Raw genomic sequence first — 23,735 nt, 5'->3', positions numbered from 1 at the left:
TCCTTCGGGTGGGCTGTCGGGTGGGCGGTGCAGCGGGCACAGTCAACTACGCGGCCGCCGTTTCGGGCAGGACCGACGGGGCCGGCAACCGCCCGGTGACGCGGGCACGACACCGCGAACGGGGTCGACGGCACCGGACGGAACCGATGGGAGCGGGGTCCGCTACGGCACCGGTTCGAACTCCACGACCGCGTCGATCGCGGGCCCGTGCGGCGTGTTCGCCTTGCGCTCGATCATGATCTCCACCAGGACCGGCCGCGAGGTGCGCCGCGTCTCCTTGCGGGCCCACTCGATCGTCGCCCGAATGTCGCCCGGCTCGATCACCCGCTTGCCCGAACAGCCGTACGCCTCCATCAACTTGATGTTGTCGGTGCCGACCTCGTCGTAGTGGATGTCGACCTGGAAGTTCATCTCGTACGGAATCGACGCCTGCCGGATCAGGCCCAGATACTCGTTGTTGATCATGATGATCACGAACGGCACGTCGTACTGCGCCGCCACGGCCAGTTCCTCGACCAGATACTGGAAGCCGTAGTCGCCGACGATGGCGACCACCTCGGCGTCCGGGTCGCCGCGCTCGAGCGCCTTCCTGACCCCGATCGCCGCCGGGATCTCCCAGCCGAGCGGGCCGGCCTGGCCGCAGACCTGGTAGTGGCGCGGCTTGTACGCCTTCTGGTGCTGGCCGCCCCAGATCTGGTAGAGCCCGATCGCGGTGACGAAGTAGGTGTCGGCGTCGAAGACCTCGTTGATCTCCTTGTACACGCGCGGCGCCTTGATCGGCACCGTGTCGAAGTCCTCGCGCCGGGTCAACGACGCGCGCAACTCCCGGATCCGCGCGACCCACGCGCCCGCCTCGCGGCGGATGCCGCGCTCCTTGGCGGCGGCCAGGATCGCCCGGAGGAACAACCGGGTGTCCGAGACGACGCCCAGGTCCGGCTCGAACACCTTGCCGATCTGGGTGGGTTCGATGTCGACGTGGATGAACGTGCGCCGCCCCCGGTACACATCGAGCGTGCCGGTGTGTCGGTCACCGAAGCGGGCACCGAGCGCGAGCACCAGGTCCGACTCCAGGAACGAGGCGTTGCCGTAGCGCTGCGAGGTCTGCACGCCGGTCATCCCGCTGTAGAGCGCGTGGTCCTCGTCGATCGAGCCCTTGCCCATCAGGGTGACCTGCACCGGAACCTGGAGCAGTTCGGCGAGTTCGACCAGTTCTTCGTGCGCCTCGCCGATGATCACCCCGCCGCCGGAGAGCAGCAGCGGGCGTTCGGCGGCGAGCAGCAGGTCCAACGCGGCGTCCACCCGCGGCGGATGCGGGTGCACCTCGTTCACCGGCAGCGGCGCGTCCACCTCGGCGTCCCACCGGATCTCCTGTCGCTGCACGTCCAGCGGGAGGTCGATCAGCACCGGGCCGGGGCGGCCCGAGCGGGCCCGGCGAAACGCCTCGCGGAAGATCCAGGGGGCCTGCGCGGCCTCCTTGACCTGCACCGACCACTTGGTCACCGGTTTGGCGATCTCCACGATGTCGACCGCCTGGAACGCCTCCTGGTGCAGCTTGTCGGAGACGGCCTGACCGGTGACGCACACGATCGGGACGGAGTCGGCGAGCGCGGTGTACAGGCCGGTGATCATGTTGGTGCCGGCCGGACCCGAGGTGCCGATCGCGACGCCGACACCGCCGTTGGTCCGGGCCCAGCCGTCGGCCATGTGGGTCGCGCCCTCCTCGTGCCGGACGATCAGGTGCTCGATCCCGCCGACCGCCTCCAGGGCCGCGTAGAGCGGCAGGATGGCCGCGCCGGGACAGCCGAAAGCGGTGTCCACGCCCTCCGACTTCAGCACCTCCACCACGGCGTTCATGACCGGAACACGACGGGGTGCCATCAGTTGTCTCCCTGCTTCGAAACGCTGTCCTCGGGGCCGGTGGCCACCGAACCGCCCTCGCGGGGCCCGCCGTTGAGCCGTTCCAGGCCGAGCAGCAGGCCGGAGTGGTCCAGGCCGCCCCCGCCCTGGGCGCGCAGCGACGCGACGAGTTGCGCGGTGAGCCCGGCCAGCGGCAGCACGAGGTCGAACTCGCGGGCCGACTCGGTGACGATGCCCATGTCCTTGTGGTGCAGGTCGATGCGGAATCCGGGCGCGAAGTCGCGGTCGCGCATCACCCGCCCCTTGCGGTCCAGCACGGCGCTGCCGGCCAGTCCGCCGGCCAGCACCTTCAGCCCGGCCCCGGTGTCCACACCCGCGCGCTCCAGGAACAGCAGTGCCTCGGCGACGAGTTGGATGTTGCCCGCGACGATCAGCTGGTTCGCGGCCTTGACCGTCTGGCCCGCACCGTGCGGACCGACGTGCACGATCGTTCGGCCCAGCGCCTCGAACAGCGGCAGTGCGGCGGCGAAGTCCTGCTCGGTGCCGCCGACCATGATCGAGAGCACCGCCTCGATCGCCCCGGCCTCGCCGCCGCTGACCGGCGCGTCCAGCACGCGCAGCCCGCGCTCGGCGCCGGCCTCGGCCACCGCGATCGAGGTGCCGGGCTTGATCGAGCTCATGTCGATCACGAGGGTGCCGGGCGCGACCGTCTCCAGCACGCCGCCCGCGCCGAACATCACCCGCTCGACCTGCGGGTCGGCCGGGACCATGGTGATCACCACGTCCGCGTCGCGCGCCGCGGCGGCGATGTCCGCCGCGCCCTCGCCGCCGGCCGCGATCAGCCGGTCGACCGCGGCCCGCTCCAGGTCGTATCCGGTGACCCGGTGGCCGGCCCGGACCAGATGGGCCGCCATCGGGCCGCCCATGATGCCCAGACCGACGAACCCGATCCGCCCGGTGTCCCCCGCGCCGGTCATCCGGCCCCTCCCCGATTGCCGCGCGACTCGTGCGCGAGCCAGCCGAAACTGTCCGCGGCGGCGCCGACCGGCCGGTATTCGAGGCCGACGCGCCCGGTGTACCCGGCGGTGACGAGTCGGCGGAACAGGTCTTCGAAGTCCAGTTCGCCGGTGCCGGGTTGCCCCCGTCCGGGAGTGTCGGCGATCTGGACGTGGCCGAAGCGGTCGGCGTGGGCGTCGATCACCCCCGCCGGCGCCTCGCCGTTGCGCGCGAGGTGGTAGAAGTCGGCCAGGAAGGCCGTGTTGCCCAGGCCGGTCTCGGCGTTCACCTTGTCCACCACGGCGAGCGCGTCGGCCGCGGTGACGATCGGGTAGCGCGGGTTCTCCGGGGTGTTCAGCGCCTCGATCAGTACGATCGCCCCGACCCGCTCGGCGGCGACCGCCGCCGACACCAGGTTCTCCAGGGCGAGTTCGTCCTGGGCCCGCGGATCCACACCCTCCTCCCGGTTGCCGTACAGCGCGTTCAGCGCGCGGCAGCCCAGGCTCGCGGCGAAGCCGGTCGCGACGTCGATGTTGGCCCGGAAGCGCGCCGACTCGGCGGGTCGGGACAGCAGGCCGCGATCCCCGGCGGGCATGTCCCCGGCGTCGAAGTTCAGCCCGACCAGGGCGACGCCGGCGTCGCGGACGGCGCGGGCCAGCGCGTCCAACTCGGCGTCGGCGGGGGTCGGCCCGGCGAAGGGCCACCAGAGCTCGATCTCGGTGAAGCCGGCCTCGGCGGCGGCGGCGGGCCGTTCCAGAAGCGGGAGTTCGGTGAAGAGGATCGAGAGATTGATGTCGAAGCGCAGCTCGCGAGCGCTCACGGGACCACCTCTTCCACGTTGATTCCATAATGCGGAAGTAATATTCTGCTTAACGAAATCATGCCACGCGGCTTCAACACTTTGTCAAGGATGGGCGGCCGGCAGTCTGGCCTGCCCGGGATCGGCCGGCTAGGGTTCGGGCGTGCGATTGCGGATGGAGTTCTCGACCGAGCCGTTCGATCTGGACGGCGTGCCGGCCCATGCCCTGGAGGCCCGACGCGCCCTCGACGAGGCGGGGCTCGACATCGAGGTCGGCCCCTTCGGCACGACCGCCGAGGGCGAGGCCGAGGTGGTGCTCGCGGCGTTGGAGCGGGTGTGCCGAGGTGCGTTCGGGGTCGGCGCGTCCCGCGTCTCGGTCCAGGTGACGAGCGTGCCGCGGACGCCGGGAGGGCGGGCGTGAGCACCGCCGAACACCCCCTGTCCGCCGCGATCAAGCCCCTGGTGACCGCGATCGGCGCCGAGTTCGTCCCGGTGGGCGACGCCGGCCCCGAGGACGTCGTGCTCGACTGGGAGGGCCGCCCCGCCGTCGCCGTACGGCTGCCCGGCCTCGGCAGCGCCCTGGACCGCCTCCTCGGCGAGGCCGAACGCCAATACGGCCCCCTGGCCGACCTCGCCCGCGAGGACAAGCAGCGGGTGGTCCGCACCCTCGAACAACGCGGCGCGTTCACCATCCGCCACGGCGTCGAGACGGTGGCCGCGGCCCTCGGGGTGAGCCGCTTCACCGTCTACAACTACCTGAACCGCGACGCGCGCCCCTGAGCCGAGGCCCCACGATCACCTCGGTGATCCACTTCAACAAACTGTTGACGATCGGGATTCGCAACGCCTAGCGTTCCGGCCAGTGCCGACGCCGGGTAGTCGCTCGGGCGTGGTGCTCACCTCTGGACGGGAGTACCCGCCGAGCGAGGAGGCCTCGACATGCCATCGACCCCAGGACTGAAACGGCTCGACGACGCGTCCGTCGACGAGGGCATCCGGCTGCTCGGCGAGGTATGCGCCAGTCGGGCCTGGATCGCGGCGGTCCTGACCGGGCGCCCCTACGCGGACCCGGCCGCGCTGTTGGCCGGCTCCGACGCGGCGACCGCCGGGCTCACCACCGACGACCTGCGGGAGGCGATCGAGGGACACGCCGTGATCGGGCGTCCCCGGCACGACGATCCGCGGTCGACCCGCGAACAGGCGGGTGTGCGGCAGGCGGACGACACGCTGTCGGCCGACCTGCGGGCCGGGAACATCGCGTACCGGGACCGCTTCGGTCGGGTCTTCCTGACCTGCGCGAGCGGGCGCGGTGCCGCGGAGATCCTGGCCGAACTGCGACACCGACTCGACAACGACCCGGCGTCCGAGTGGGAGGTCACCCGCGAGGAGTTGCGGAAGATCAACCGCCTGCGCCTGGAAGGACTGATCTCCGCGTGATCTCCACCCACATCCTCGACACCAGTGAGGGCCGCCCGGCCGCCGACGTCCCCGTCGAGTTGTCCCGACGCACCGCCGACGGCACCTGGATCGTGCTCGGCACGTCCGCGACGAACGCCGACGGCCGCTGCCCGGACCTGCCCGCGCTCGGCGTCGACCCGGCCGCCGGCCCCGTCGACGTGCGCCTGGTCTTCGACGTCGGCGCCTACCGCCGCGCCCGCGGCGAGACGCCGTTCTTCCCCGAGGTACGGGTGGTCTTCACCGCCGACCCCGAAACGCCCTACCACGTACCGCTCTTGCTCAACCCGTACGGATACTCCGTCTATCGAGGGAGCTGACAAGATGCCGATGGTGCTCGGCCAGAACCAGTACGGAAAGGCGGAGACCCGCGTCGTCCGGGTCCGCCGCGACACCGATCGGCACGAGGTCAAGGACCTCAACGTCGGCGTCGCGCTGTCGGGCGACCTGTCCGACACCCATTTCACCGGCGGCAACGACAAGGTACTGCCGACCGACACCATGAAGAACACCGTGTTCGCCTTCGCCCGCGAGCACGGCATCGACTCCGCCGAGACCTACGGGATATGCCTGGCCCGGCACTTCGTCGAATCGCAGCCGTCGATCACCCGGGCCCGGATCCGGATCGAGGAATACCCGTGGAACCGGATCACCTCGGCCCCGGGACGCGATCGATTCGTCGGCGCGGACGAGATCCGCCACTCGTTCGTCCGCGACGGGAGCGAGACCCGCACCACCGAGATCGTCTGGGAGCACGGACGGGTGCGGGTGATCTCCGGGCTGAAGGACCTGGTGGTGATGAACACGACCGCCTCCGAATTCCGGGGCTACATCAAGGATCGCTACACCACCCTCCAGGAGGCGTACGACCGCATCCTGGCCACCCGGGTCGGCGCCCGCTGGCGGTTCTCCTTCGACGCCTCCGCCGGCGCGAGCGAGCCGGACTGGGAACGCTCGTACGCGCAGGTGCGCCGGCATCTGCTCGAAGCGTTCGCCGAGACCTACTCCTACTCGCTCCAGCAGAGCCTGTACGCGATGGCCGACCGGGTGCTGACCCACCGGCACGAGGTGGACGAGGTCCGCCTGTCGCTGCCGAACAAGCACCACTTCCTCGTCGACATGGAGCGCATGGGCGTCGAGAACGACAGGGAGGTGTACTACGCCGCCGATCGGCCGTACGGTCTGATCGAGGGCACGGTGCACCGCGAGGGTGTCACGCCACTGATCCCGGTGGACTGAACCCACCGACCCGCCGACCGATCGAACACCCGACCGGTCGACGCGGACGTCGCGAGCGGCACATCACTCCCCCGGAGGATCTTCGTCCGCCGTCCCGCCTCCGGGGCCCTCGCGCAGCAACGGACGGCGGTACGTTCGCCGTCCGGACCGCTGCCGCAAAGGGACCGCCCCATGTCTGTCGACCGCTCCACCGGCTCCACCGACACCACCGCCCCCGGGCGCATCGTGATCGAGAACTGCGCGATCGCCACCGTGGACGCCCGGGACACCGAGTACGACTCCGGCCACGTCGTGGTCGCCGGCAACCGCATCGAGGCGGTCGGCGCCGGGCCCGCCCCCGCCGGCGCGGAACGGGTCGTGCGCCGGATCGACGGGACCGGGCACCTGGTCACCCCCGGCCTGGTCAACACCCACCACCACTTCTACCAGTGGATCACGCGCGGCCTCGCGCAGGAGTGCGACCTCTTCGACTGGCTCGTCACGCTCTACCCCGTCTGGGCCGGGATCGACGACGAGATGTGCTACGCCGCGGCGCAGGGTTCGGCCGCCGCGCTGCTGCGTTCGGGCTGTACCACCTCCACCGACCACGCCTACGTCTTCCCCAAGGACGGCGGCGACATCCTGGGCGCGGAGATCCGCGCACTGGCCGAGTTGGGCATGCGATTCCAGCCCACCCGGGGGTCGATGGACCTGGGCGCCTCGCGGGGCGGACTGCCGCCGGACGCGTGCGTCGAGGACACGGACGCGGCGCTCGCCGCGACCGCCGAGGCCATCGACCGCTGGCACGACGCCTCCTTCGACGCGATGGTCCGGGTCACCGCCGCGCCCTGCTCGCCGTTTTCCGTTACCCCCGAACTGCTGCGCGGAGCAGCCGAGTTGGCCCGCGCCAAGGGGGTCCGGCTGCACACCCACGGCGCCGAGACGGTGGAGGAGGAGGCGTTCTGCCGGGAACGATTCGGCATGGGGCCGACCGACTACCTGGAGAGCCTGGGCTGGTTGGGCGAGGACGTGTGGATGGCGCACTGCATCCACATGGACGACTCGGACATCGCCAAGTTCGCCGCCACCGGCACCGGCGTGGCGCACTGTCCCTCCTCCAACGCCCGGATCGCGGCGGGCATCGCCCGAGTGCCGGACATGCTGGCCGCCGGCGTCCCGGTGGGCCTCGGCGTGGACGGCGCCGCCTCCAACGAGTCGGGGGAACTGGGTGGCGAACTGCGCAACGCGCTGCTGATCGCCCGACTGCGCGGCGGCCCGGCCGCGTTGACGGTCCGTCAGGCGCTGCGCCTGGGTACCGCGGGCGGCGCGAAGGTGCTCGGCCGGGAGCACGAGATCGGCTCCCTGGAACCGGGCAAGCTCGCCGACCTGGCCATGTGGCGGGTGGACGGCGTGTCGCACTCGGGCGTCGTCGACCCGGTGGCCGCGCTGGTCCTGGGTGCCGCCGCCCCGCTGACCCTGCTGCTCGTGAACGGCCGCGAGGTGGTCGAGCAGGGTCACCTGTCCCGGGTGGACGAGGAGGAGATCGCCCGCAATGTGAGCCGAGCGGCGGCCCGACTGCGCGCGAAGTAGCCCCTCACGGCGGGCGGGAGGTCAGTCCCGGGCCGTCGACGCTTTGGCCACCAGGGCCAGCGGTACCGTCGCGCACTGCGTCGCGGAGGCCACCGTCATGGTCCGCACCCCGGTCCGCCCGGCGATGTCCACCAGCCGCGCCGCGTCGCACACGTGGGGCCGGGCGTGCGGGACGTCCCGGGCGCAGGTGGCGGCGTCGACGAACGCGGGCAACCACGGCTTCCCGTCCTGCCCGTGGATGAACACCACCGAGTCGGTGTCGTCGATCGCCACCACCACCCCGCCGGCCACGATCGCGGCGAGCAGATCGGCGGGGTCGATCTCCCCGTCGGTGTCCTCCAGGACGGCGGTCAGGGCGGCGTTCTCGGCAGTCATACCGTGATCATATGGGCGCCGCCGAGGCGTTTCGCCCGCGCGTCGCGCCCGCGCGTTTCGCCCGCGCCCGGACCGGCGGGACACCCCACGCCCGCGGCTACGCCTCGCGCCCGAGCGTGCGCAGGTACGCCCGCCACCCGCCGAACTCGGTGATCTCCTTGTGCCGGCCGGACTCCGACTCGCCCCGGCGCAGGATCATCGAGAAGCAGGCCGAGCCGTCCTCCAACTCGATGATCCCGAACTCCAGCTCCGGCGGTTCGGTCGGCAGCAGGTTGTCCCGCAACACCTCGTCGGGAACCTCGTACACCTCGCCCGCGATCCGCGCCCGGCTCGCCGGGTCGGGCAGCAGTCCCGGGCAGCGGTCGCCGATCGAGAAGAAGCGGTATCCGGGAGCGGTGCGGGTCCGGGCGACCAGCGGCGCGCCCGCCAGGTGGTGGTGGAACGGGCCACCCTCCATCGCCTGACCATTGAGGAACATGCGTGCCATCGGCTGTCTCCTGTTCGAGATCGGCAGGGGTGTGGGGGAGAGTGCGAAACGGCCGGGCCCGTCCGATCGGACGCGCCCCACGACCACCGGGATGGACCCGACCGCTCCGCGTCCGTGGGGGATGCGCGAACGGCCCTACTCAGTCGATGAGTTCGCATCCCGGCAGGGTGAGGAAGTCGACGAACTCCTCGGCGAGGGCGACTCGCAGGAACAGGTCGCGCGCGTCCGCCCAGCGGCCCGCGTCGAAATTCCGGTCGCCCAAGTCCTCGCGCAGCGACCCCAGTTCCTCGACGACCAGGCGTCGCACCAGGTCCGCGGTCACCTTCTCGCCGGTGTCCGAGAGCACCACGCCGTTGTTGATCCACTGCCACACCTGGGAGCGGGAGATCTCCGCGGTGGCGACGTCCTCCATCAGGCCGAACACGGCGACCGCACCGTATCCGCGCAGCCACGCCTCCAGATAGCGCAGGCCCACGCCGACCGCGCCGTGCAGCCCGGCCCCGGTCGGCGAGCCCTGGGTGGAGGCCACGTCGAGCAGTTGATCCGCCGTCACCTCGACCTCGTCGCGGGTACGTCCGAGCTGGTTCGGCCGATCGCCGAGCACCGCGTCGAACGCCTCGCGGCAGACCGGGACCAGGTCCGGGTGGGCCACCCACGACCCGTCGAAGCCGTCTTCGGCCTCACGGTCCTTGTCGTCGCGCACCTTCGCCAGCGCCGCCGCGTTGGCGGTCGCGTCCCGGCGGGAGGGGATCACCGCCGCCATCCCGCCGATGGCGTGCGCGCCGCGCCGGTGGCAGGTGCGCACGAGCAGTTCGGTGTACGCGCGCATGAACGGCGCGGTCATGGTGACCGCGTTGCGGTCCGGGAGCACGAACGCGTCGCCCGCGTCCCGGAAGTTCTTCACGATGCTGAACAGGTAGTCCCACCGGCCGGCGTTCAACCCCGAGGCGTGTTCGCGCAGTTCGTACAGGATCTCGTCCATCTCGAACGCGGCGGTGACCGTCTCGATCAGCACGGTGGCCCGGATCGTGCCGCGCGGGATGTCGAGCAGGTCCTGCGCGTGCAGGAACACGTCGTTCCACAACCGGGCTTCGAGGTGACTCTCGATCTTGGGCAGGTAGAAGTACGGACCCAGGCCCCGGTCGAGCAGCCGGGCCGCGTTGTGGAAGAAGTACAGCCCGAAGTCGACCAGCGCGCCGGACGCCGGCGCGCCGTCGACCAGGACGTGCCGCTCGTCCAGGTGCCACCCGCGCGGGCGCATCACCACGGTGGCCAGTTCGTCGTCCGGGCGCAGCCGGTAGCTCTTGCCCTCGGCGGTGGAGAAGTCGATCCGCCGGTCGTAGGCGTCGATCAGATTGAGCTGGTGTGCCACCACGTTGTGCCAGGTGGGCGCGGAGGCGTCCTCGAAGTCGGCGAGCCAGATCCGGGCCCCGGAGTTGAGCGCGTTGATCGTCATCTTGCGGTCGGCCGGTCCGGTGATCTCGACCCGGCGATCGCGCAGCGCGGGCGGCGCCTCGGCGACCCGCCAGTCGGCGGCGCGCACGTCGGCGGTCTCCGGGAGGAAGTCGAGCCGGCCGGTGCGGGCGATCTCCGCGCGCCGGGCCTGTCGCCGGTCGAGCAGTTCGAGACGGCGACCGCCGAACCGGCGCTGCAGCGCGGCCACGAAGCGCAGCGCCTCGGGGCCGAGCACCTCGTCCGCCCGCGGCACGGAGCCGCCGGTCGCGCCGCCGTGCTTGACCACGATGGTCGGTGCACTCATGGTGGCTCTCCTTCGCCGTCGACGTTCTTTTGTAGAGTGGACATTAGTTTCCGGAAAACGGAAGTTCAACAACCTGTTGAACTCAGTCTCGACGAATCCCGTCGGCCGGGCGTCGTATCGAACCGAGTCGTGTGGAGGATCGTCGGTGGCCGCAGTCAACGCAGGCAGCAACGGCACGGGCGGCGGCGTCCAGTCCCTGGAACGCGCGTTCGACCTCCTCGAACTGCTCGCCGACGCCGGCGGGGTACTGACGCTCAGCGAACTCGCCGCGCGTTCGGGGTTGCCCATGCCCACGATCCACCGCCTGGTACGCACCCTCGTGTCGCTGGGTTATCTGCGCCAGGACGCGTCGCGCCGCTACACCCTGGGCCCGCGGCTGATCCGGTTGGGCGAGACCGCGGGCCGCCTGCTCGGCAGTTGGGCCCGGCCGTACCTGGCCGAGCTGATGGAGGCCACCGGCGAGACCGCCAACCTCGCGGTCCTGGAGGCGGGCGAGGTGGTCTACGTCGGCCAGGTGCCCAGCCGGCACTCGATGCGGATGTTCACCGAGGTCGGCCGCCGGGTGCAACCGCACTGCACCGCGGTGGGCAAGGTGCTGCTCGCCCAACTACCCGAGGCCGACGCCGCACGGGTGCTCGGCGGACGCCCACTGGCCTCGCACACCGAGCACACGGTCACCGATCCCGCCGAGTTGCTGGCCCAGTTCCCGACGATCCGGGCCCGGGGCTACGCGATCGACGACCAGGAGCAGGAACTCGGCGTGCGCTGCGTCGCGGTGGTGGTGCCCGACGCGCCGACCGCGACCGCGCTGTCCATCTCCGGCCCCGAGGCGCGCATCCGGGCGATGGAGGAGGGCTGGATGACCGACCGGATGCAGGAGATCGCCGTCCGCCTGGGCCGACGCCTGGGCGGTGCCGACCCGCTCCCGGAACCCCCGGCCGCCGACTGAACCACCCGCCGAGGGGTCAGGCCGGCGGCGTCAGACCGAGCACGGCGCCGGCCACCACCACCAGGGTCGACGCCACGCCGTCGGTGTCGCGCAGATGCCGGACCCGGGCCACGTCGTTGATCGCGCTCAGCGCCGCGTGCACCCGGATCCGCGCCTCGGCGGCGCCGTACTGCGGCCGGACCGCGCACAGGAGCCGTGTCCACTCCATGAGGTAGTCCACCCTCGCCTGCCGGGCCCGATGCCGCGCCTGGGTCGGCAGGTGCGACACCTCCGCGACCAGCAGCTGCACCAGGTCGCTGCGGTCGACGGAGAAGCGCACATACGACCGCAGCAGTACGCGCAGCGCCGCCTCGGCGTCGTCGGCGCCCGCGAGCGCGCGCGTCATGTCCATCAGGAGCCACTCCACGCCCCGGGTCACCGCGGCGCACAGCAGGTCGGCCTTGCTCTCGAAGTGGTTGTACACGCTGGGGCCGGCGATCCCGGCGGCGGCGCCGATGTCCTCGATGGCCACCCCGGCGTAGCCCTGCTCGGCGAACATCCGCACCGCGGCGCCGAGCAGCGCCTCGCGCCGCGAACGCAGCCCGACCCCGGCCGGCGCCGGGGCCTCGGCGATCGGTCCCAGCGCGGCCGGATGCGCGGTGACCGCCGCCCGACAGAGGTCCACCAGGAGCCGGACGTACTCCGGACGGGGCAGGTCGATCCGGTGGAAGGACGGACTGAGCAGCACCCCGAGGCCGCTCCGGGCCAGCACCTCGCCCTGCCCGGCGGACAGTTGCGGGCGGGCCTTGCGGATCAGCGCGGTGACCACGGCGGTGACCGCGCGCACCTCGCGGTGTACCTCGGCGCGTTCCTCCGGCGGCAACAATCGGCCCTCGCGCTGCCACAACACGCCCGCTTCGCGGTGGTCCAGCGTGGCCGCGACCACCGCGCGCAGCACGGTGTCCGGATCGTCCACGGCGCTGCGGGCCAGCGCGTCGCGCACCGGCGCGATCCCGTCGAGCACGACCTGCAGGAGCAGGTGCTGTTTGCTGCGGAAGTGCCGGTACAGGGCGGAGGGGCCCATGCCCACCGCCTCGGCGATGTCGCTCATCGCCACGTCGGCGTATCCCCGGCGGTAGAACAGGTCGGCCGCCGCGGCCAGGATCAGCTCGCGTCGATTGCGCGGTCGGGTCCCCCGGGCGGGCGGCACGAGTCCGCCGCCCTTGCGCACCGCAGCCGCCATCGCGTACTTCCCTCCGGAATCCGCCCCGCGCGCCATTGTTCCAGCCGGCCGCCGCCCGCGGCGGCCATGCGCCGAACGGACCGCGCCCCGATGCGGTGGACCGGGCCGACCGCCCGCGGTTACTAGGCTGGGTCGCTATGACGACCTCACTGATCACCGGTGCCACCGCAGGGCTCGGCGCCGCGTTCGCCCGGCGACTCGCCCACGAGGGGCACGACCTCGTCCTGGTCGCGCGCGACCGGGAACGGTTGACCGAATGCGCCCGCGAACTGCGGGAGGAGCACGGCGTGTCGGTGCAGGTGCTGGCCGCCGACCTGTCGCTCGACGAGGGGATCGCCGCCGTCGAGGCCCGCCTGGCCGACCGCGAGGCACCGGTGGACGTACTGGTCAACAACGCCGGGTTCGGCAGCAGGGGCGGCTTCCTCGCCATCTCCACCGCAGAGGAGTTGCGCATGCTCAAGGTGCACTGCGAGGCGGTGTTGCGGCTGACCGCCGCCGCGTGCGAGGCGATGCGCGAGCGCGGGCGCGGCTGGGTGGTGAACGTGGCCTCCGTCGCCGCCTTCCTGCCGCGCGGCACGTACGGCGCGAGCAAGGCGTGGGTGGTCAGCTTCACCGAGGGCACGGCCAGGGAACTCGCGGGCAGCGGTGTGCGGTTGATGGCGCTGTGCCCGGGCTTCGTGCGGACCGAGTTCCACCTGCGGGCCGGGATGGGCACGTCCAACATCCCCAACTGGATGTGGCTGGACGCCGATCGGGTGGTCGCCGCGGCGATCCGCGACCTGGCGGTGGGCAAGTCGGTCAGCGTGCCGGACCTGCGCTACAAGGCGGTGGTCGGCCTGGCCCGGCTCACCCCGCGCGCCCTGTTCGGCAACGTGTCCACCCGGACCGGTCGGGTGTACGGACCCACACGCGGTTAGCACCCGTCCGAAATCGCGCCGCGCGCACCCCGATGGCACGCCGAAGACCCCGCCGACGGGTGGTCGACGGGGTCCTCGGGTGCGTCCGGGCGGGGCGGTGTGTCCGTCACGCCCCTCCCCCGGGTATCCGCGAAGTCTTCGGGCCGACGCCCCGGGATCGGTGTCCCGGAGCGGCCGGACGGTCAGCGACGACGGCCCTTGGGTCGGTCGCTCTTGCCGCGCCGGGCTGCGGCCTTGGGGGCTTCGAGCGTGTCGATCGCCTCGGTCGGCTGCACCGGGGACTCCACGCGCTCGGTGTCGGCGAGCAACGGGTTCTTGTTCTTCAGATGCGGTTTCTGCTTCTGCTTGGCCATGACCGTTTCCTCCTGGAGAGAGCCGTTGGGCGGTCATCGACCACTCTCACACCGTTCATGACGGTACGCATGTCGAGCATCACACGCGGTCATCGTGGCACTTCGAATGACAGCTCGATTTACCTTCTACGATGCCTGAATGCTCCTCGATCCACCCGAGCGCCGGCACCGTCGCAGGGGATACCCCATGCGGCGGATCGGCGTCGCGCTCGCCATAGTCGGCATCGCCTTCGGCACCGTCCAGTGCGTCGAGCCCGCCTGGACGCACCAGAGCGGCAAGCCGGCGTTCGCCGGCGACATGTCGACGACCCTCGAGCCGCCCCCGCCGGCCGCGATGCGCCCGTCCTCGGACACCGCCGAACCGCTGCGCGGCGGCTCCGCGATCGACGGTCGCCGGTACATGCGCGCCCCCGGCGCCCGGGTGACCGTGTTCGCGCACCGCGGCGCGCCGACGCTGGCCCCGGAGAACACGCTGCCCTCCGACGAGGCGGCCCGCCGTTCGGGTGCGGACTGGATCGAGAACGACGTGCAGCCGAGCCGGGACGGCGTGCCGCACATCATGCACGACGAGACGGTGGATCGAACCACCGACGGCCACGGGCGGATTCGCGATCTGACCTCGGCCCAGCTGGCCGGGCTGGATGCCGGGAAGTGGTTTCGGCCGGAGTTCTCCGGCACGAGGGTGATGACCCTGCGCGGGCAACTCGCGGATCTGCGCTCCCGGGGCGGGCGACTGCTCCTGGAGATCAAGAACCCGCAGACCCGGGAGGAGATCGCCCGCATCGTCGACGAGGTGCGGCACAGCGGCATGTCGGACCGGGTGTTCGTACAGAGCTTCGATCGGGAGTCGTTGCGGATCACCCGCGATCTCGCCCCCGACCTGCCGCTCGGCCTGCTCGGCGACGAGCCCGAGGCGGATCCGGTGGCGGTGGCCCGGGAGTTGCGGCTGACCTCGTACAACCCCTCCTACTACCTGATCACCACGCACCCCGACCTGGTCCGCCGGATGCACGAGGCAGGTGTCGCGGTGTTCGCGTGGACCCCCGACAATCCGCACGACTGGTCGAAGCTGAACGAGGCGGGAGTGGACGGGATCATCACCAACCGCAGCGCCGACCTGGTCGCGTGGAACCGGCAGCACACCCGGGGGAACGGCGCCCGCCACTGAGCCGAGCCGACGAACGGCCCGTGAACGGCCCGCGACCGACCCGGAACCCCGCTTTCGGATCGGTCGCGGGCCGTCCTGTCCACGGAACCGCGTCGACAAACCCTTTACCTCGTGAGGGCAATGTGACATTTTACTGACGTGAGCCAACTCCGTCCCAGTGATGTCGTCGTCATCGGCGCGGGCGTGGTGGGTGCCGCGTGCGCCCACTTCGCCGCGCGCGCGGGCCTGTCGGTCACCGTGCTCGACCGGGGTCCGGTCGCGGGCGGGACCACCGGCGCGGGCGAGGGAAACCTCCTCGTCTCGGACAAGGGGCCCGGCCCGGAACTCGCGCTGGCCCTGCTCTCGCTCCGCCTGTGGGCCGAACTCGCGGAACGCCGCGACGACTTCGAGTACGAGCCCAAGGGCGGCCTGATCGTCGCCCGGACCGAGGCCGAGGCCGCCGCGATGGCGGCGACCGCGGCGGCCCAGCGCGCCTGCGAGGTCACCGCGCACACGGTCGACGCCGCGCGCCTGCCCGACTACGAGCCGCACCTGTCCCGCGCCGTCGTGGCCGGCACCCACTATCCGCAGGACGCCCAGGTGCAGCCGGCCCTGGCCGCCGCCTCGATGTTGCGCGCCGACGGCGTCCGGCTGCACACCGGGGTGAGCGTCACCGGCTTCCTGCGCGGGCCCGACGAGCGGGTGGTCGGCGTGCGGACCTCGCACGGCGACCTGGCCGCCGGCGCGGTGGTCAACGCGGCCGGCACCTGGTCCGGCGAGGTGGCCGCGCTCGCCGGGATCGCCCTGCCGATCCTGCCGCGCCGGGGCTTCGTACTGGTCACCGAGCCGCTACCGCCGATCGTGCGGCACAAGGTGTACGCCGCGGCCTATGCCGGGGACGTCGCGAGCGACGAGGCGGACCTGGCCTCGTCGGCGGTGGTGGAGGGCACCCCGTCCGGGACCGTCCTGATCGGCGCCAGTCGCGAGCGGGTGGGCTTCGATCCCTCGTTTTCGGTGCCCGTGTTGCGCCGACTGGCCGCACAGGCGATCGAGTTGTTCCCGGTCCTGGCCGGCGCCTCGGTGCTGCGCGCCTATCGGGGCTTTCGGCCGTACTGTCCGGACCATCTGCCGGTCGTGGGCCCGGATCCGCGCGCGCCCGGCCTGCTGCACGCGTGCGGCCACGAGGGCGCCGGCGTGGGCCTGGCGCCCGCCACGGGCCTGCTGATCGCCCGAACGCTGACCGGGGAGCGCCCCGACGTCGACCTCGCCCCGTTCGCCCCGACCCGCTTCGCGGAGGTAGCCGCGTGACCGACGAGACCGACCCCGCCCCCCTCGACCGATCCGGCGACGCCGGCTTTCACCTGACCGTGGACGGCCGCCGCATCCCGGTCGAGCCCGGCCAGACCGTCGGCGCCGCCATGCTCGCCGCCGGGATCCGGTCCTGGCGCACCACCCGGTTCGCGGGCAAGCCGCGCGGCCTGTTCTGCGGCATCGGGGTGTGCTTCGACTGCCTGGTCACCGTGGACGGCACGCCGTCCCTGCGCGCGTGCCTGGTGACCGCCCGCCCCGACGACGAGGTGACCACCACATGAGCGACGAGACGGGCCGCGGGATCGGCCACGATTCGGGCCGCGACACCCTCCACGACCTCGTCGTCGTCGGCGCCGGGCTGGCCGGTCTCGCCGCCGCCGTCACCGCCGCCGGATTCGGCCTGCGCGTCGCCGTCCTGGACGCGAACGCCCGCGCGGGCGGCCAGTATCACCGGCACCGCGTGGACCGGCCGCCCGCCTGGGCACCGCTCGCGCGCCTGCACACCGTCGAGCACCTGGCCGAACACCGGGTCTGGGCGGTCGAACGCGGCGACGACCACTTCACCGCGCACGCCGTGGCGGGCGAACGCGACGGCGTCGCGGTGACCGTGCGCGGCCGGCGGCTGCTCCTGGCCACCGGCGCCTACGACCGGCAACTGCCCTTCCCCGGCTGGGATCTCCCCGGGGTGTTCACCGCCGGTGGCGCGCAGGCCCTGCTCAAGGGCAACGGCGTGGCGCCCGGGCGGCGGGCGGTGGTGGCCGGTACCGGTCCGTTCCTGTTGCCGGTCGCCGTCGGGCTCGCCGACGCGGGTGTGCGGGTGTTGGCGGTGGTCGAGGCCTCGCGCCCCACGCCGCGGGCCGTCGCTCTCGCGCCGCACAGCCCCGCGCGGGTGGTCGAGGCCGCCGGATATGCCGCCGCGTTGGCCCGGCGGCGCATCCCGTACTACACCGGCCGGGCCGTGATCGCCGCGCACGCCGACGGGGGCGCGCTGGGTTCGGTCACCGTGGCCCGGCTCGACGCCGACTGGTGGGTGCGGCCCGGGACGGAGCGCGAACTGGCCTGCGACACCCTCGCGGTCGGCTACGGCTTCACCCCACACCTCGAACTCGCCGGCCAACTCGGCTGCGCGAGCACCCCCGACGGCTTCGTCGCGGTCGACACCCGCCAGGCCACCGACCTGCCCGGGCTGTACGCCGCCGGCGAGAGCACCGGCATCGGTGGCGCCCAACTGTCCGAGGTCGAGGGCGAGTTGGCCGCATACGCGATCGCGGGCCGAACACCACCGAAGGCACTGCCGCGCCGGCGGGCCCGGCTCACCCGCTTCGCCGTCGGGCTGCGCGCGCTCTACCCGATCCGCTCGGCCTGGCCGTCCTGGTCCGACGAGGACACCCTGATCTGCCGCTGCGAGGAGGTGCCGCGCGGCCGGATCGCGGACGCGGCGCGGCACGGCGCGGACGACGTACGCTCGATCAAGCTGCTCACCCGCGCGGGCATGGGCTGGTGTCAGGGCCGCATGTGCGCCGAGGCCACCGCGTGCGTGCTCTCCGACGTGTTGGGCCGGCCGATCGCCGCGCCCGCACCCACCCGTCCGATCGCTGTCCCCATCCGTCTCGGAGATCTCGCCCAAGGAGCCTCATGAGCACAAGCCCGCACCTTCCCGCCCCGGAGCGCTCCACCCCGCAGGACGGCGCCGACCGCAAGCCGTGGCACGGCGTCGTGGTGGCCACCGCGCTGCCGCTGCGCGAGGACCTGTCGGTGGACTTCGACGCGTACGCCGAACACGTGCGGTGGCTCGTGGACTCGGGCTGCGACGGGGTCTGTCCGAACGGCTCGTTGGGCGAGTACCAATCGCTCACCCCGGAGGAACGCGCCCGCGTGGTGCGGGTCGCGGTCGACGCGGTGGGCGGTGACCGGGTGCTTCCGGGCGTGGCGGCGTACGGCGCGGCCGAATCGCTGCGCTGGACCGAGCAGGCCGCCGAGGCGGGCGCCCGTGCGGTGATGCTGCTTCCGCCGAACTCCTATCGTGCGGACACCCGGACGGTGGTCGACCACTACCGCACGGTGGCCCGGGCCGGGCTGCCGATCGTGGCCTACAACAACCCGTTCGACACGAAGGTCGACCTGACCCCCCGGCTGCTCGCGGACCTGTACGAGGAGGGTCTGGTGGTCGGCGTCAAGGAGTTCACCGGGGACGTGCGCCGGGCCTACGAGGTGGCCGAACTGGCCCCGGGGCTCGACGTGTTGATCGGCAGCGACGACGTCGCCCTGGAGTTCGGGCTGGCCGGCGCGGTGGGCTGGATCGCGGGCTACGCCAACGTCTTCCCGCGCGCGAGCGTGGAGTTGTACCGCGCGGCCGTGCAGGGCGACCCACGCGCGGCGTTGCCGCTGTATCGCCTCCTGCACCCGCTGCTGCGGCTGGACGCGCGCACCGAGTTCGTGCAGTCGATCAAGTTGTCGATGGATCTGGCGGGCCTGCGCGGCGGTCCGTGCCGCGCGCCGCGGCTGCCGCTGTTGCCCGAACAGGAAGCCTTCGTCCGGGAATCCACCGAGAAGGCGCTCGCGGAGGGATTGAACTGATGCGTTCCCGACACGTCTACCACGCCGTCGACTCGCACACGGAGGGCATGCCCACCCGGGTGATCACCGGCGGCATCGGGGTGATCCCCGGCGCCACGATGGCCGAGCGGCGCAGCCACTTCATGGCCGAACTGGACCACATCCGCACGCTGTTGATGTACGAACCGCGCGGGCACGCGGCGATGAGCGGGGCGATCCTGCAACCGCCGACCCGGCCGGACGCCGACTACGGCGTGTTGTTCATCGAGGTTTCGGGCTGTCTGCCGATGTGCGGACACGGCACCATCGGGGTGGCCACCGTCCTGGTCGAGACCGGCATGGTCGAGGTGGTCGAACCGGTCACCACGGTCCGCCTGGACACCCCGGCCGGGCTCGTGATCGCCCGGGTCGAGGTCCGCGACGGCGCGGCCCGGTCGGTGACCTTGCGCAATGTGCCGGCGTACGCGCACGAGTTGGACGCGACGGTGGACGTGCCCGGGCTCGGCGCGGTCACCTACGACATGGCGTACGGCGGCAACTTCTACGCGATCCTGCCGATCGAGAAGGTCGGCCTGCCGTTCGACCGGGCCGAGGGCACCCGCATCCTGGAGACCGGCCTGGCCATCATGGCGGCGATCAACGAGCAGGCCAGGCCGGTGCATCCGGAGCAGCCGGAGTTCGCCGGCTGCCACCACGTGCAGTTCCTCGCCCCGGGTTCGGACGCGGCGTTGTCGCGCAACGCGATGGCGATCCACCCCGGTTGGTTCGACCGTTCGCCGTGCGGCACCGGAACCAGCGCGCGGATCGCGCAGTTGGCGGCGCGGGGCGAATTGACGGTGGGTCGGACACTGGTCAACGAGTCGTTCATCGGGACCCGCTTCCGCGGCCGGATCGTGGCCGAGGCGGAGGTCGGTGGGCGGCCGGCGGTGGTGCCGGAGATCACCGGACGGGCGTGGATCACCGCGACCGCGCAGTATCTGCTCGACCCGGAGGACCCGTTCCCGGCGGGGTTCCGGCTCTGAGCGGCCGGGTGTGCGGCCGGTGTGTCGCCCGCTCTCGGGTCTGTTGCCCACCCTCGGTTTCCTGCTCACCCTCGGTGATCTTCCACACCCGGAGTCGCGATCCCGCCCCAGCGGTGACTGACCGTCAGTAACATGGCGGGAGGAGGCACCATGGACACGGGACACGGAGCGCTCGCGCTGCCGTCCTTCGACGATCGACCGATCCTGCGGGATCGGGTGGCACGAGAGTTGCGCGCGGCGTTGATCGCGGGTGAGATGCGGCCGGGCGTGGTCTATTCCGCGCCCGCGTTGGCCGCCCAGTTCGGCGTGTCGCCGACACCCGTGCGCGAGGCGATGCTCGACCTGGCCAACGAGGGACTGGTCGAGGCCGTACGCAACAAGGGATTTCGCGTCACCGAGCTGTCCGACCGCGAGTTGGACGAGTTCACCGAGGTGCGCGCGCTGATCGAGGTTCCGGTGGTGGCCCGCCTCGCGGGCGTGGTCACCCCGGACCAGACCGCCGCGCTGCGCCCGGTCGCCGAGGAGATCGTCGCGGCGGCCGAGGCGGGCGACCTGATCAGGTACGTGGAGGCGGACCGCCGCTTCCATCTGTCGCTGCTCGCGCTGGCGGGCAACGAACACCTGGTCCGGGTGGTCGGCGACCTGCGCAAGCGCTCGCGCCTGTACGGGCTGTCCCGGCTCGCGCGCGGCGGCCGACTCGCCGCGTCCGCCGCCGAGCACCTCGAACTCCTCGACGCGCTCGACAGCGGCGACCCGGCCGCGGCCGAGCAGGTGATGGCCCGGCACATCGGCCACGTCCGCAATCTGTGGGCGGGGCCGGAGCGGGAGGGCTGAGCCGGGGGCGGGATCGGGGTCGACGTCGCGTCGCCCGCTCCGGCCCCCGGACCACGTCCCCCGGGCCGGCGTGGTCGGACTTCGCCGGCGCCGTCAGACCCTGCCGGCGACCATGTCCATCAGGCGGCCGAGCACCGCGCCGCCGGAGGCGTGCGAGCCGTCGTGCTCCCACTCGTTGGTGACCCACGCGCGCAGGGCGCCCACCTCGCGCGCGGTCTCCAGGGACAGGTCGGCGTCCACGTACATGTCGTCGAAGAAGATCGCCGCGGCCACCGGGACCGTGTTCGCGCGCAGCCGCTCGACGTCGTACAGGACGGGCCAGTCGTACTGCTCGGCCAACAGGTGGGCGGCCTCGCGGAACGGGCGCAGCGCCGCCACCTCCTCGAACATCCAGGGGTACATCATCTCCCCGGTGAACAGCAGTGGATCGGCGCTCTCCGCGAACTCCGGCAGTTCCGCGCGCACCTTCTCGGCGGCCCACCCGGTGGCGACCTTGCCCTGTCCGTAGATCGGCTCCTGGAGCACGGCCCACAGCGGTTGGTCGGTCAGCGCGGTGGCCTGCATCGCGGCGGCACGGAACGTGTCCGAGACCCGGTCGCCGTCCCACGCCTCGTCCAGCATCCAGTGCACCCGCTCGAAGCCGTCGCCCATGCCGAACACCGAGCCGAGGAACTGCAGTCGGCGCACGGTCAGTCGGTCGCCGTCGGGCAGCCGGACGTCGTGCGCGGTCAGGTGGTCGGCGAGCCGGCGGACCGCCTCGACGTCGTCCGGATAGCGGGCGTAGTACTCGGCGTTCTTGGTCCGCACCCTCGGGTAGGTGCGGTGGTAGACGTCCTCGGCGGTGACGTCCAGGCCGATCAACCCCCCGGTGATGTAACAGGACTTCAGCGCCTCGGGGGCTCGGGAGAGATACGCGAGGGTGACGAAGCCGCCGTAGCTCTGGCCGAGCGTCTCCCACGGCTCGTCGCCGCACAGTCGGCGGCGGATCAGCTCGGCGTCGGCGACGATCGAGTCCGCGCGCATGTGCCGTAGCAGGGCGGCGAGTTCCTCGGGCGGGGTGCGCGCCGCCAGGCTCGGCGTGACGGGTGTGCTGCGTCCGGTACCGCGTTGGTCGAGCAGCAACACCCGGTGGGTCCTCAGCGCACGCGCCAGCCAGCCGTTGGCGCGGGGAGGCCGCTGTGCCCGTTGTCCCGGTCCGCCCTGGAAGAAGCACAACCACGGCCGGTTGCGGCCCGCGGCGGTGGGGTCGACCACCTCGCGGGCGAAGACCTCGATGGTCGGCCCGTCGGGACGCGCGTGGTCGAGCGGGACGACGAAGGTGTGATCGGTGAGGGCCATCCCCGGGATCCGGGTGATGCGGGTCGTGCGGGTCATGCGGATTCCTCCCCTGGGCGCGTGGCGTTCGGGTGTGCTGTGACATTCCACCGGAGGAAGGTGCTTGCCGTCCCGCCACATCGGGAAGATTGGTGCGGCAGGGTTCCGCGGACGGGAAACTTCGTCCCGTCGGTCGGTCCGGGGTCGATTCGCGGGATCCCGTGCGGCGAAAGGGTGTCAGTCATGGTCGATGGCCCGGTGTCGGATGGCCCGGTGTCGGATGGTCCGCGGGTCGATGGTCCGCGGGCCGGTGAGCCGCGGGCCGCCGCGTCCTTCGCCGCGTTTCAGGACTCGATCTATCTCGACGGATTGCTGACCGGGGAACCGCCCGCGTACCCCACGGGTGCGAGCGCCCTGGAGGAGGCGGCGCGCGAACGGCTCGAGCCGGGGCCGCGCGGCTACGTGCTGGGCGGCGCGGGCGAAGGCGCGACGATGCGGGCCAACCGCGAGGCGTTCGAGCGGCGCCGGATCGTCCCGCGCATGTTGCGGGACGTGGGCACCCGGGATCCGTCCTGCTCGGTATTGGGCACCGACTCGCCCGCGCCGGTGCTGCTCGGGCCGGTCGGCGTGCAGTCGATCGTGCACCCCGAGGGCGAGTTGGCGACCGCGCGGGCGGCGGCCGGGCTCGGGCTGCCGATGGTGTTGAGCACCGCCTCCTCGTACTCCCTGGAGGAGGTCGCCGCCGCGTCCGGTTCGGGCGCCCGGTGGTTCCAGCTCTACTGGCCGCGCGACGACGACGTGACGATCAGCCTGCTCGCCCGGGCGCGGGCGGCCGGCTACACCGTGCTCGTGGTCACCCTGGACACCTGGTACCTGGGCTGGCGGCCGACCGACCTGGACCGGGCGTACCTGCCCTTCCTGCGGCACATCGGCCTGGCCAACTACCTGAGCGACCCGGCCTTCCTGGCCGGCCTGAGCCGCCCGATCGCCGAGGACCCGACGGCCGCGATCGCGCACTGGGCCGGAATATTCTCCGACCCGACCAAGACCTGGTCCGACCTGGCCTTCCTCAGGGACAACTGGATCGGCCCGATCGTCCTCAAGGGTGTCCTCCACCCCGACGACGCCCGCCGAGCCCGCGACGCGGGCCTGGACGGCGTCGTGGTCAGCAACCACGGGGGTCGCCAACTGGACGGTGCGATCCCGGCATTGCACGCCCTCCCCGAGGTCGCGGCCGCGGTGGGCGAGGACTCGACGGTGCTCTTCGACAGCGGCGTACGCACCGGCACCGACATACTCAAGGCCCTGGCCCTGGGCGCCCGCGCGGTCCTCCTGGGCCGCCCGTACATCTACGGCCTGGCTCTGGGCGGCGAATCCGGCGTCACCCACGTACTCCGCTGCCTGCTGGCCGAGTTCGACCTGTCCATGGCCCTGTCCGGCCACACCCGCCCCCAAGACCTGAACCCTTCGATCCTGACCTGACCGGCCGGCCGATTCCCACCCGTCCGGCGCCGGGGACGGGGCCGGCCCGGTCGCGCCCCGACATTTCGCCGACGGCACCGTTACCTGCCGAT

The 23,735-nt window shown here is 72.3% G+C and carries 25 protein-coding genes; 16 read left to right on the top strand and 9 right to left on the bottom strand.

Annotated features, from left to right (window positions below; translation table 11 throughout):
- Positions 1 to 162: 162 nt before the first annotated feature.
- The 3 genes from gcl to EMA17_RS05170 are packed head-to-tail and all read right to left on the bottom strand — an operon-like array spanning position 163 to position 3,673.
- Positions 163 to 1,878, bottom strand: a complete 1,716-nt coding sequence (gcl, locus tag EMA17_RS05180; protein ID WP_126635714.1) for a glyoxylate carboligase — start codon at positions 1,876 to 1,878, stop codon at positions 163 to 165.
- Positions 1,878 to 2,834, bottom strand: coding sequence for a 2-hydroxy-3-oxopropionate reductase (locus tag EMA17_RS05175; protein ID WP_126635713.1), 957 nt, complete (start codon positions 2,832 to 2,834; stop codon positions 1,878 to 1,880). Before EMA17_RS05175 ends, gcl begins: the two co-directional genes overlap by 1 nt.
- Positions 2,831 to 3,673, bottom strand: a complete 843-nt coding sequence (locus EMA17_RS05170; RefSeq protein WP_126635712.1) for a hydroxypyruvate isomerase family protein — start codon at positions 3,671 to 3,673, stop codon at positions 2,831 to 2,833. The genes EMA17_RS05175 and EMA17_RS05170 overlap by 4 nt, the downstream gene beginning before the upstream one ends.
- Positions 3,674 to 3,815: 142 nt before the next feature.
- On the opposite strand from EMA17_RS05170, the gene EMA17_RS05165 reads away from it, so the two are divergent.
- The 6 genes from EMA17_RS05165 to EMA17_RS05140 all read left to right on the top strand — a co-directional run bounded on the left by EMA17_RS05165 (position 3,816) and on the right by EMA17_RS05140 (position 7,915).
- Complete coding sequence (locus tag EMA17_RS05165) at positions 3,816 to 4,073, top strand: thiamine-binding protein (protein ID WP_126635711.1); 258 nt, start codon at positions 3,816 to 3,818, stop codon at positions 4,071 to 4,073.
- Positions 4,070 to 4,432 carry a helix-turn-helix domain-containing protein gene (locus EMA17_RS05160; RefSeq protein ID WP_126635710.1) on the top strand — a complete coding sequence of 121 codons (363 nt, stop codon included), beginning with the start codon at positions 4,070 to 4,072 and terminating at the stop codon, positions 4,430 to 4,432. Before EMA17_RS05165 ends, EMA17_RS05160 begins: the two co-directional genes overlap by 4 nt.
- A gap of 159 nt (positions 4,433 to 4,591) precedes the next feature.
- Positions 4,592 to 5,089 carry a 2-oxo-4-hydroxy-4-carboxy-5-ureidoimidazoline decarboxylase gene (gene uraD / locus EMA17_RS05155; protein ID WP_126635709.1) on the top strand — a complete coding sequence of 166 codons (498 nt, stop codon included), beginning with the start codon at positions 4,592 to 4,594 and terminating at the stop codon, positions 5,087 to 5,089.
- Positions 5,086 to 5,427 (top strand): hydroxyisourate hydrolase, encoded by a 342-nt coding sequence (uraH, locus tag EMA17_RS05150; RefSeq protein WP_126635708.1) that lies wholly within the window; start codon positions 5,086 to 5,088, stop codon positions 5,425 to 5,427. Before uraD ends, uraH begins: the two co-directional genes overlap by 4 nt.
- A gap of 4 nt (positions 5,428 to 5,431) precedes the next feature.
- Complete coding sequence (gene pucL, locus EMA17_RS05145) at positions 5,432 to 6,346, top strand: factor-independent urate hydroxylase (protein WP_126635707.1); 915 nt, start codon at positions 5,432 to 5,434, stop codon at positions 6,344 to 6,346.
- A 171-nt stretch (positions 6,347 to 6,517) separates the two neighbouring features.
- Entirely contained in the window at positions 6,518 to 7,915 is a 1,398-nt protein-coding gene (locus tag EMA17_RS05140; protein ID WP_126635706.1) for an 8-oxoguanine deaminase, read from the top strand.
- Between the two features lie 21 nt (positions 7,916 to 7,936).
- Here EMA17_RS05140 and EMA17_RS05135 read toward each other — a convergent pair whose 3' ends face one another.
- From EMA17_RS05135 to aceB, 3 genes are all read right to left on the bottom strand, one after another.
- On the bottom strand, positions 7,937 to 8,290 hold the full coding sequence (locus tag EMA17_RS05135) for an SseB family protein (RefSeq protein ID WP_126635705.1): 354 nt from the start codon (positions 8,288 to 8,290) through the stop codon (positions 7,937 to 7,939).
- Between the two features lie 97 nt (positions 8,291 to 8,387).
- Positions 8,388 to 8,777, bottom strand: coding sequence for an allophanate hydrolase-related protein (locus tag EMA17_RS05130; protein ID WP_126635704.1), 390 nt, complete (start codon positions 8,775 to 8,777; stop codon positions 8,388 to 8,390).
- A gap of 139 nt (positions 8,778 to 8,916) precedes the next feature.
- The gene (gene aceB, locus EMA17_RS05125) at positions 8,917 to 10,536 is read right to left on the bottom strand and encodes a malate synthase A (RefSeq protein ID WP_126635703.1); all 1,620 of its coding nucleotides are present in this window, start codon (positions 10,534 to 10,536) and stop codon (positions 8,917 to 8,919) included.
- A gap of 145 nt (positions 10,537 to 10,681) precedes the next feature.
- On the opposite strand from aceB, the gene EMA17_RS05120 reads away from it, so the two are divergent.
- Positions 10,682 to 11,485: an IclR family transcriptional regulator gene (locus tag EMA17_RS05120; RefSeq protein ID WP_126635702.1), complete on the top strand. Its 804-nt coding sequence runs from the start codon at positions 10,682 to 10,684 to the stop codon at positions 11,483 to 11,485.
- 16 nt (positions 11,486 to 11,501) lie between these two features.
- Here the strand turns inward: EMA17_RS05120 and EMA17_RS05115 are convergent, their stop codons facing one another.
- Positions 11,502 to 12,707, bottom strand: coding sequence for a TetR/AcrR family transcriptional regulator (locus EMA17_RS05115; protein ID WP_126635701.1), 1,206 nt, complete (start codon positions 12,705 to 12,707; stop codon positions 11,502 to 11,504).
- A gap of 137 nt (positions 12,708 to 12,844) precedes the next feature.
- Here EMA17_RS05115 and EMA17_RS05110 point away from each other — a divergent pair, with 137 nt between their 5' ends.
- Complete coding sequence (locus tag EMA17_RS05110) at positions 12,845 to 13,624, top strand: SDR family NAD(P)-dependent oxidoreductase (RefSeq protein ID WP_126635700.1); 780 nt, start codon at positions 12,845 to 12,847, stop codon at positions 13,622 to 13,624.
- 182 nt (positions 13,625 to 13,806) lie between these two features.
- Here EMA17_RS05110 and EMA17_RS51625 read toward each other — a convergent pair whose 3' ends face one another.
- Positions 13,807 to 13,977 carry a hypothetical protein gene (locus tag EMA17_RS51625; RefSeq protein WP_160161322.1) on the bottom strand — a complete coding sequence of 57 codons (171 nt, stop codon included), beginning with the start codon at positions 13,975 to 13,977 and terminating at the stop codon, positions 13,807 to 13,809.
- A gap of 139 nt (positions 13,978 to 14,116) precedes the next feature.
- Between EMA17_RS51625 and EMA17_RS05105 the strand changes: the two genes are divergently transcribed.
- The 7 genes from EMA17_RS05105 (at position 14,117) to EMA17_RS05075 (ending at position 20,847) form a co-directional block, all read left to right on the top strand.
- Entirely contained in the window at positions 14,117 to 15,145 is a 1,029-nt protein-coding gene (locus EMA17_RS05105) for a glycerophosphodiester phosphodiesterase (protein ID WP_126635699.1), read from the top strand.
- A gap of 138 nt (positions 15,146 to 15,283) precedes the next feature.
- Positions 15,284 to 16,432, top strand: a complete 1,149-nt coding sequence (locus EMA17_RS05100; protein ID WP_126635698.1) for an NAD(P)/FAD-dependent oxidoreductase — start codon at positions 15,284 to 15,286, stop codon at positions 16,430 to 16,432.
- Positions 16,429 to 16,716 (top strand): (2Fe-2S)-binding protein, encoded by a 288-nt coding sequence (locus EMA17_RS05095; RefSeq protein ID WP_126635697.1) that lies wholly within the window; start codon positions 16,429 to 16,431, stop codon positions 16,714 to 16,716. Before EMA17_RS05100 ends, EMA17_RS05095 begins: the two co-directional genes overlap by 4 nt.
- Positions 16,713 to 18,074 (top strand): FAD/NAD(P)-dependent oxidoreductase, encoded by a 1,362-nt coding sequence (locus EMA17_RS05090; RefSeq protein ID WP_126635696.1) that lies wholly within the window; start codon positions 16,713 to 16,715, stop codon positions 18,072 to 18,074. The genes EMA17_RS05095 and EMA17_RS05090 overlap by 4 nt, the downstream gene beginning before the upstream one ends.
- Positions 18,071 to 19,012: a dihydrodipicolinate synthase family protein gene (locus EMA17_RS05085; RefSeq protein ID WP_126635695.1), complete on the top strand. Its 942-nt coding sequence runs from the start codon at positions 18,071 to 18,073 to the stop codon at positions 19,010 to 19,012. The genes EMA17_RS05090 and EMA17_RS05085 overlap by 4 nt, the downstream gene beginning before the upstream one ends.
- Positions 19,012 to 20,013 carry a proline racemase family protein gene (locus EMA17_RS05080; protein WP_126635694.1) on the top strand — a complete coding sequence of 334 codons (1,002 nt, stop codon included), beginning with the start codon at positions 19,012 to 19,014 and terminating at the stop codon, positions 20,011 to 20,013. The genes EMA17_RS05085 and EMA17_RS05080 overlap by 1 nt, the downstream gene beginning before the upstream one ends.
- A gap of 150 nt (positions 20,014 to 20,163) precedes the next feature.
- Positions 20,164 to 20,847 (top strand): GntR family transcriptional regulator, encoded by a 684-nt coding sequence (locus EMA17_RS05075; RefSeq protein WP_126635693.1) that lies wholly within the window; start codon positions 20,164 to 20,166, stop codon positions 20,845 to 20,847.
- A gap of 93 nt (positions 20,848 to 20,940) precedes the next feature.
- Here the strand turns inward: EMA17_RS05075 and EMA17_RS05070 are convergent, their stop codons facing one another.
- The gene (locus EMA17_RS05070; protein ID WP_174861308.1) at positions 20,941 to 22,221 is read right to left on the bottom strand and encodes an alpha/beta fold hydrolase; all 1,281 of its coding nucleotides are present in this window, start codon (positions 22,219 to 22,221) and stop codon (positions 20,941 to 20,943) included.
- A 213-nt stretch (positions 22,222 to 22,434) separates the two neighbouring features.
- Here EMA17_RS05070 and EMA17_RS05065 point away from each other — a divergent pair, with 213 nt between their 5' ends.
- Positions 22,435 to 23,643, top strand: coding sequence for a lactate 2-monooxygenase (locus EMA17_RS05065; protein ID WP_246126460.1), 1,209 nt, complete (start codon positions 22,435 to 22,437; stop codon positions 23,641 to 23,643).
- The last annotated feature ends 92 nt before the right edge of the window (positions 23,644 to 23,735 follow it).

The sequence above is a fragment of the Embleya hyalina genome (genome assembly GCF_003967355.1).
Taxonomy (GTDB): Bacteria; Actinomycetota; Actinomycetes; order Streptomycetales; family Streptomycetaceae; genus Embleya; species Embleya hyalina.
This window is presented reverse-complemented; position numbering and strand designations above follow the sequence as displayed.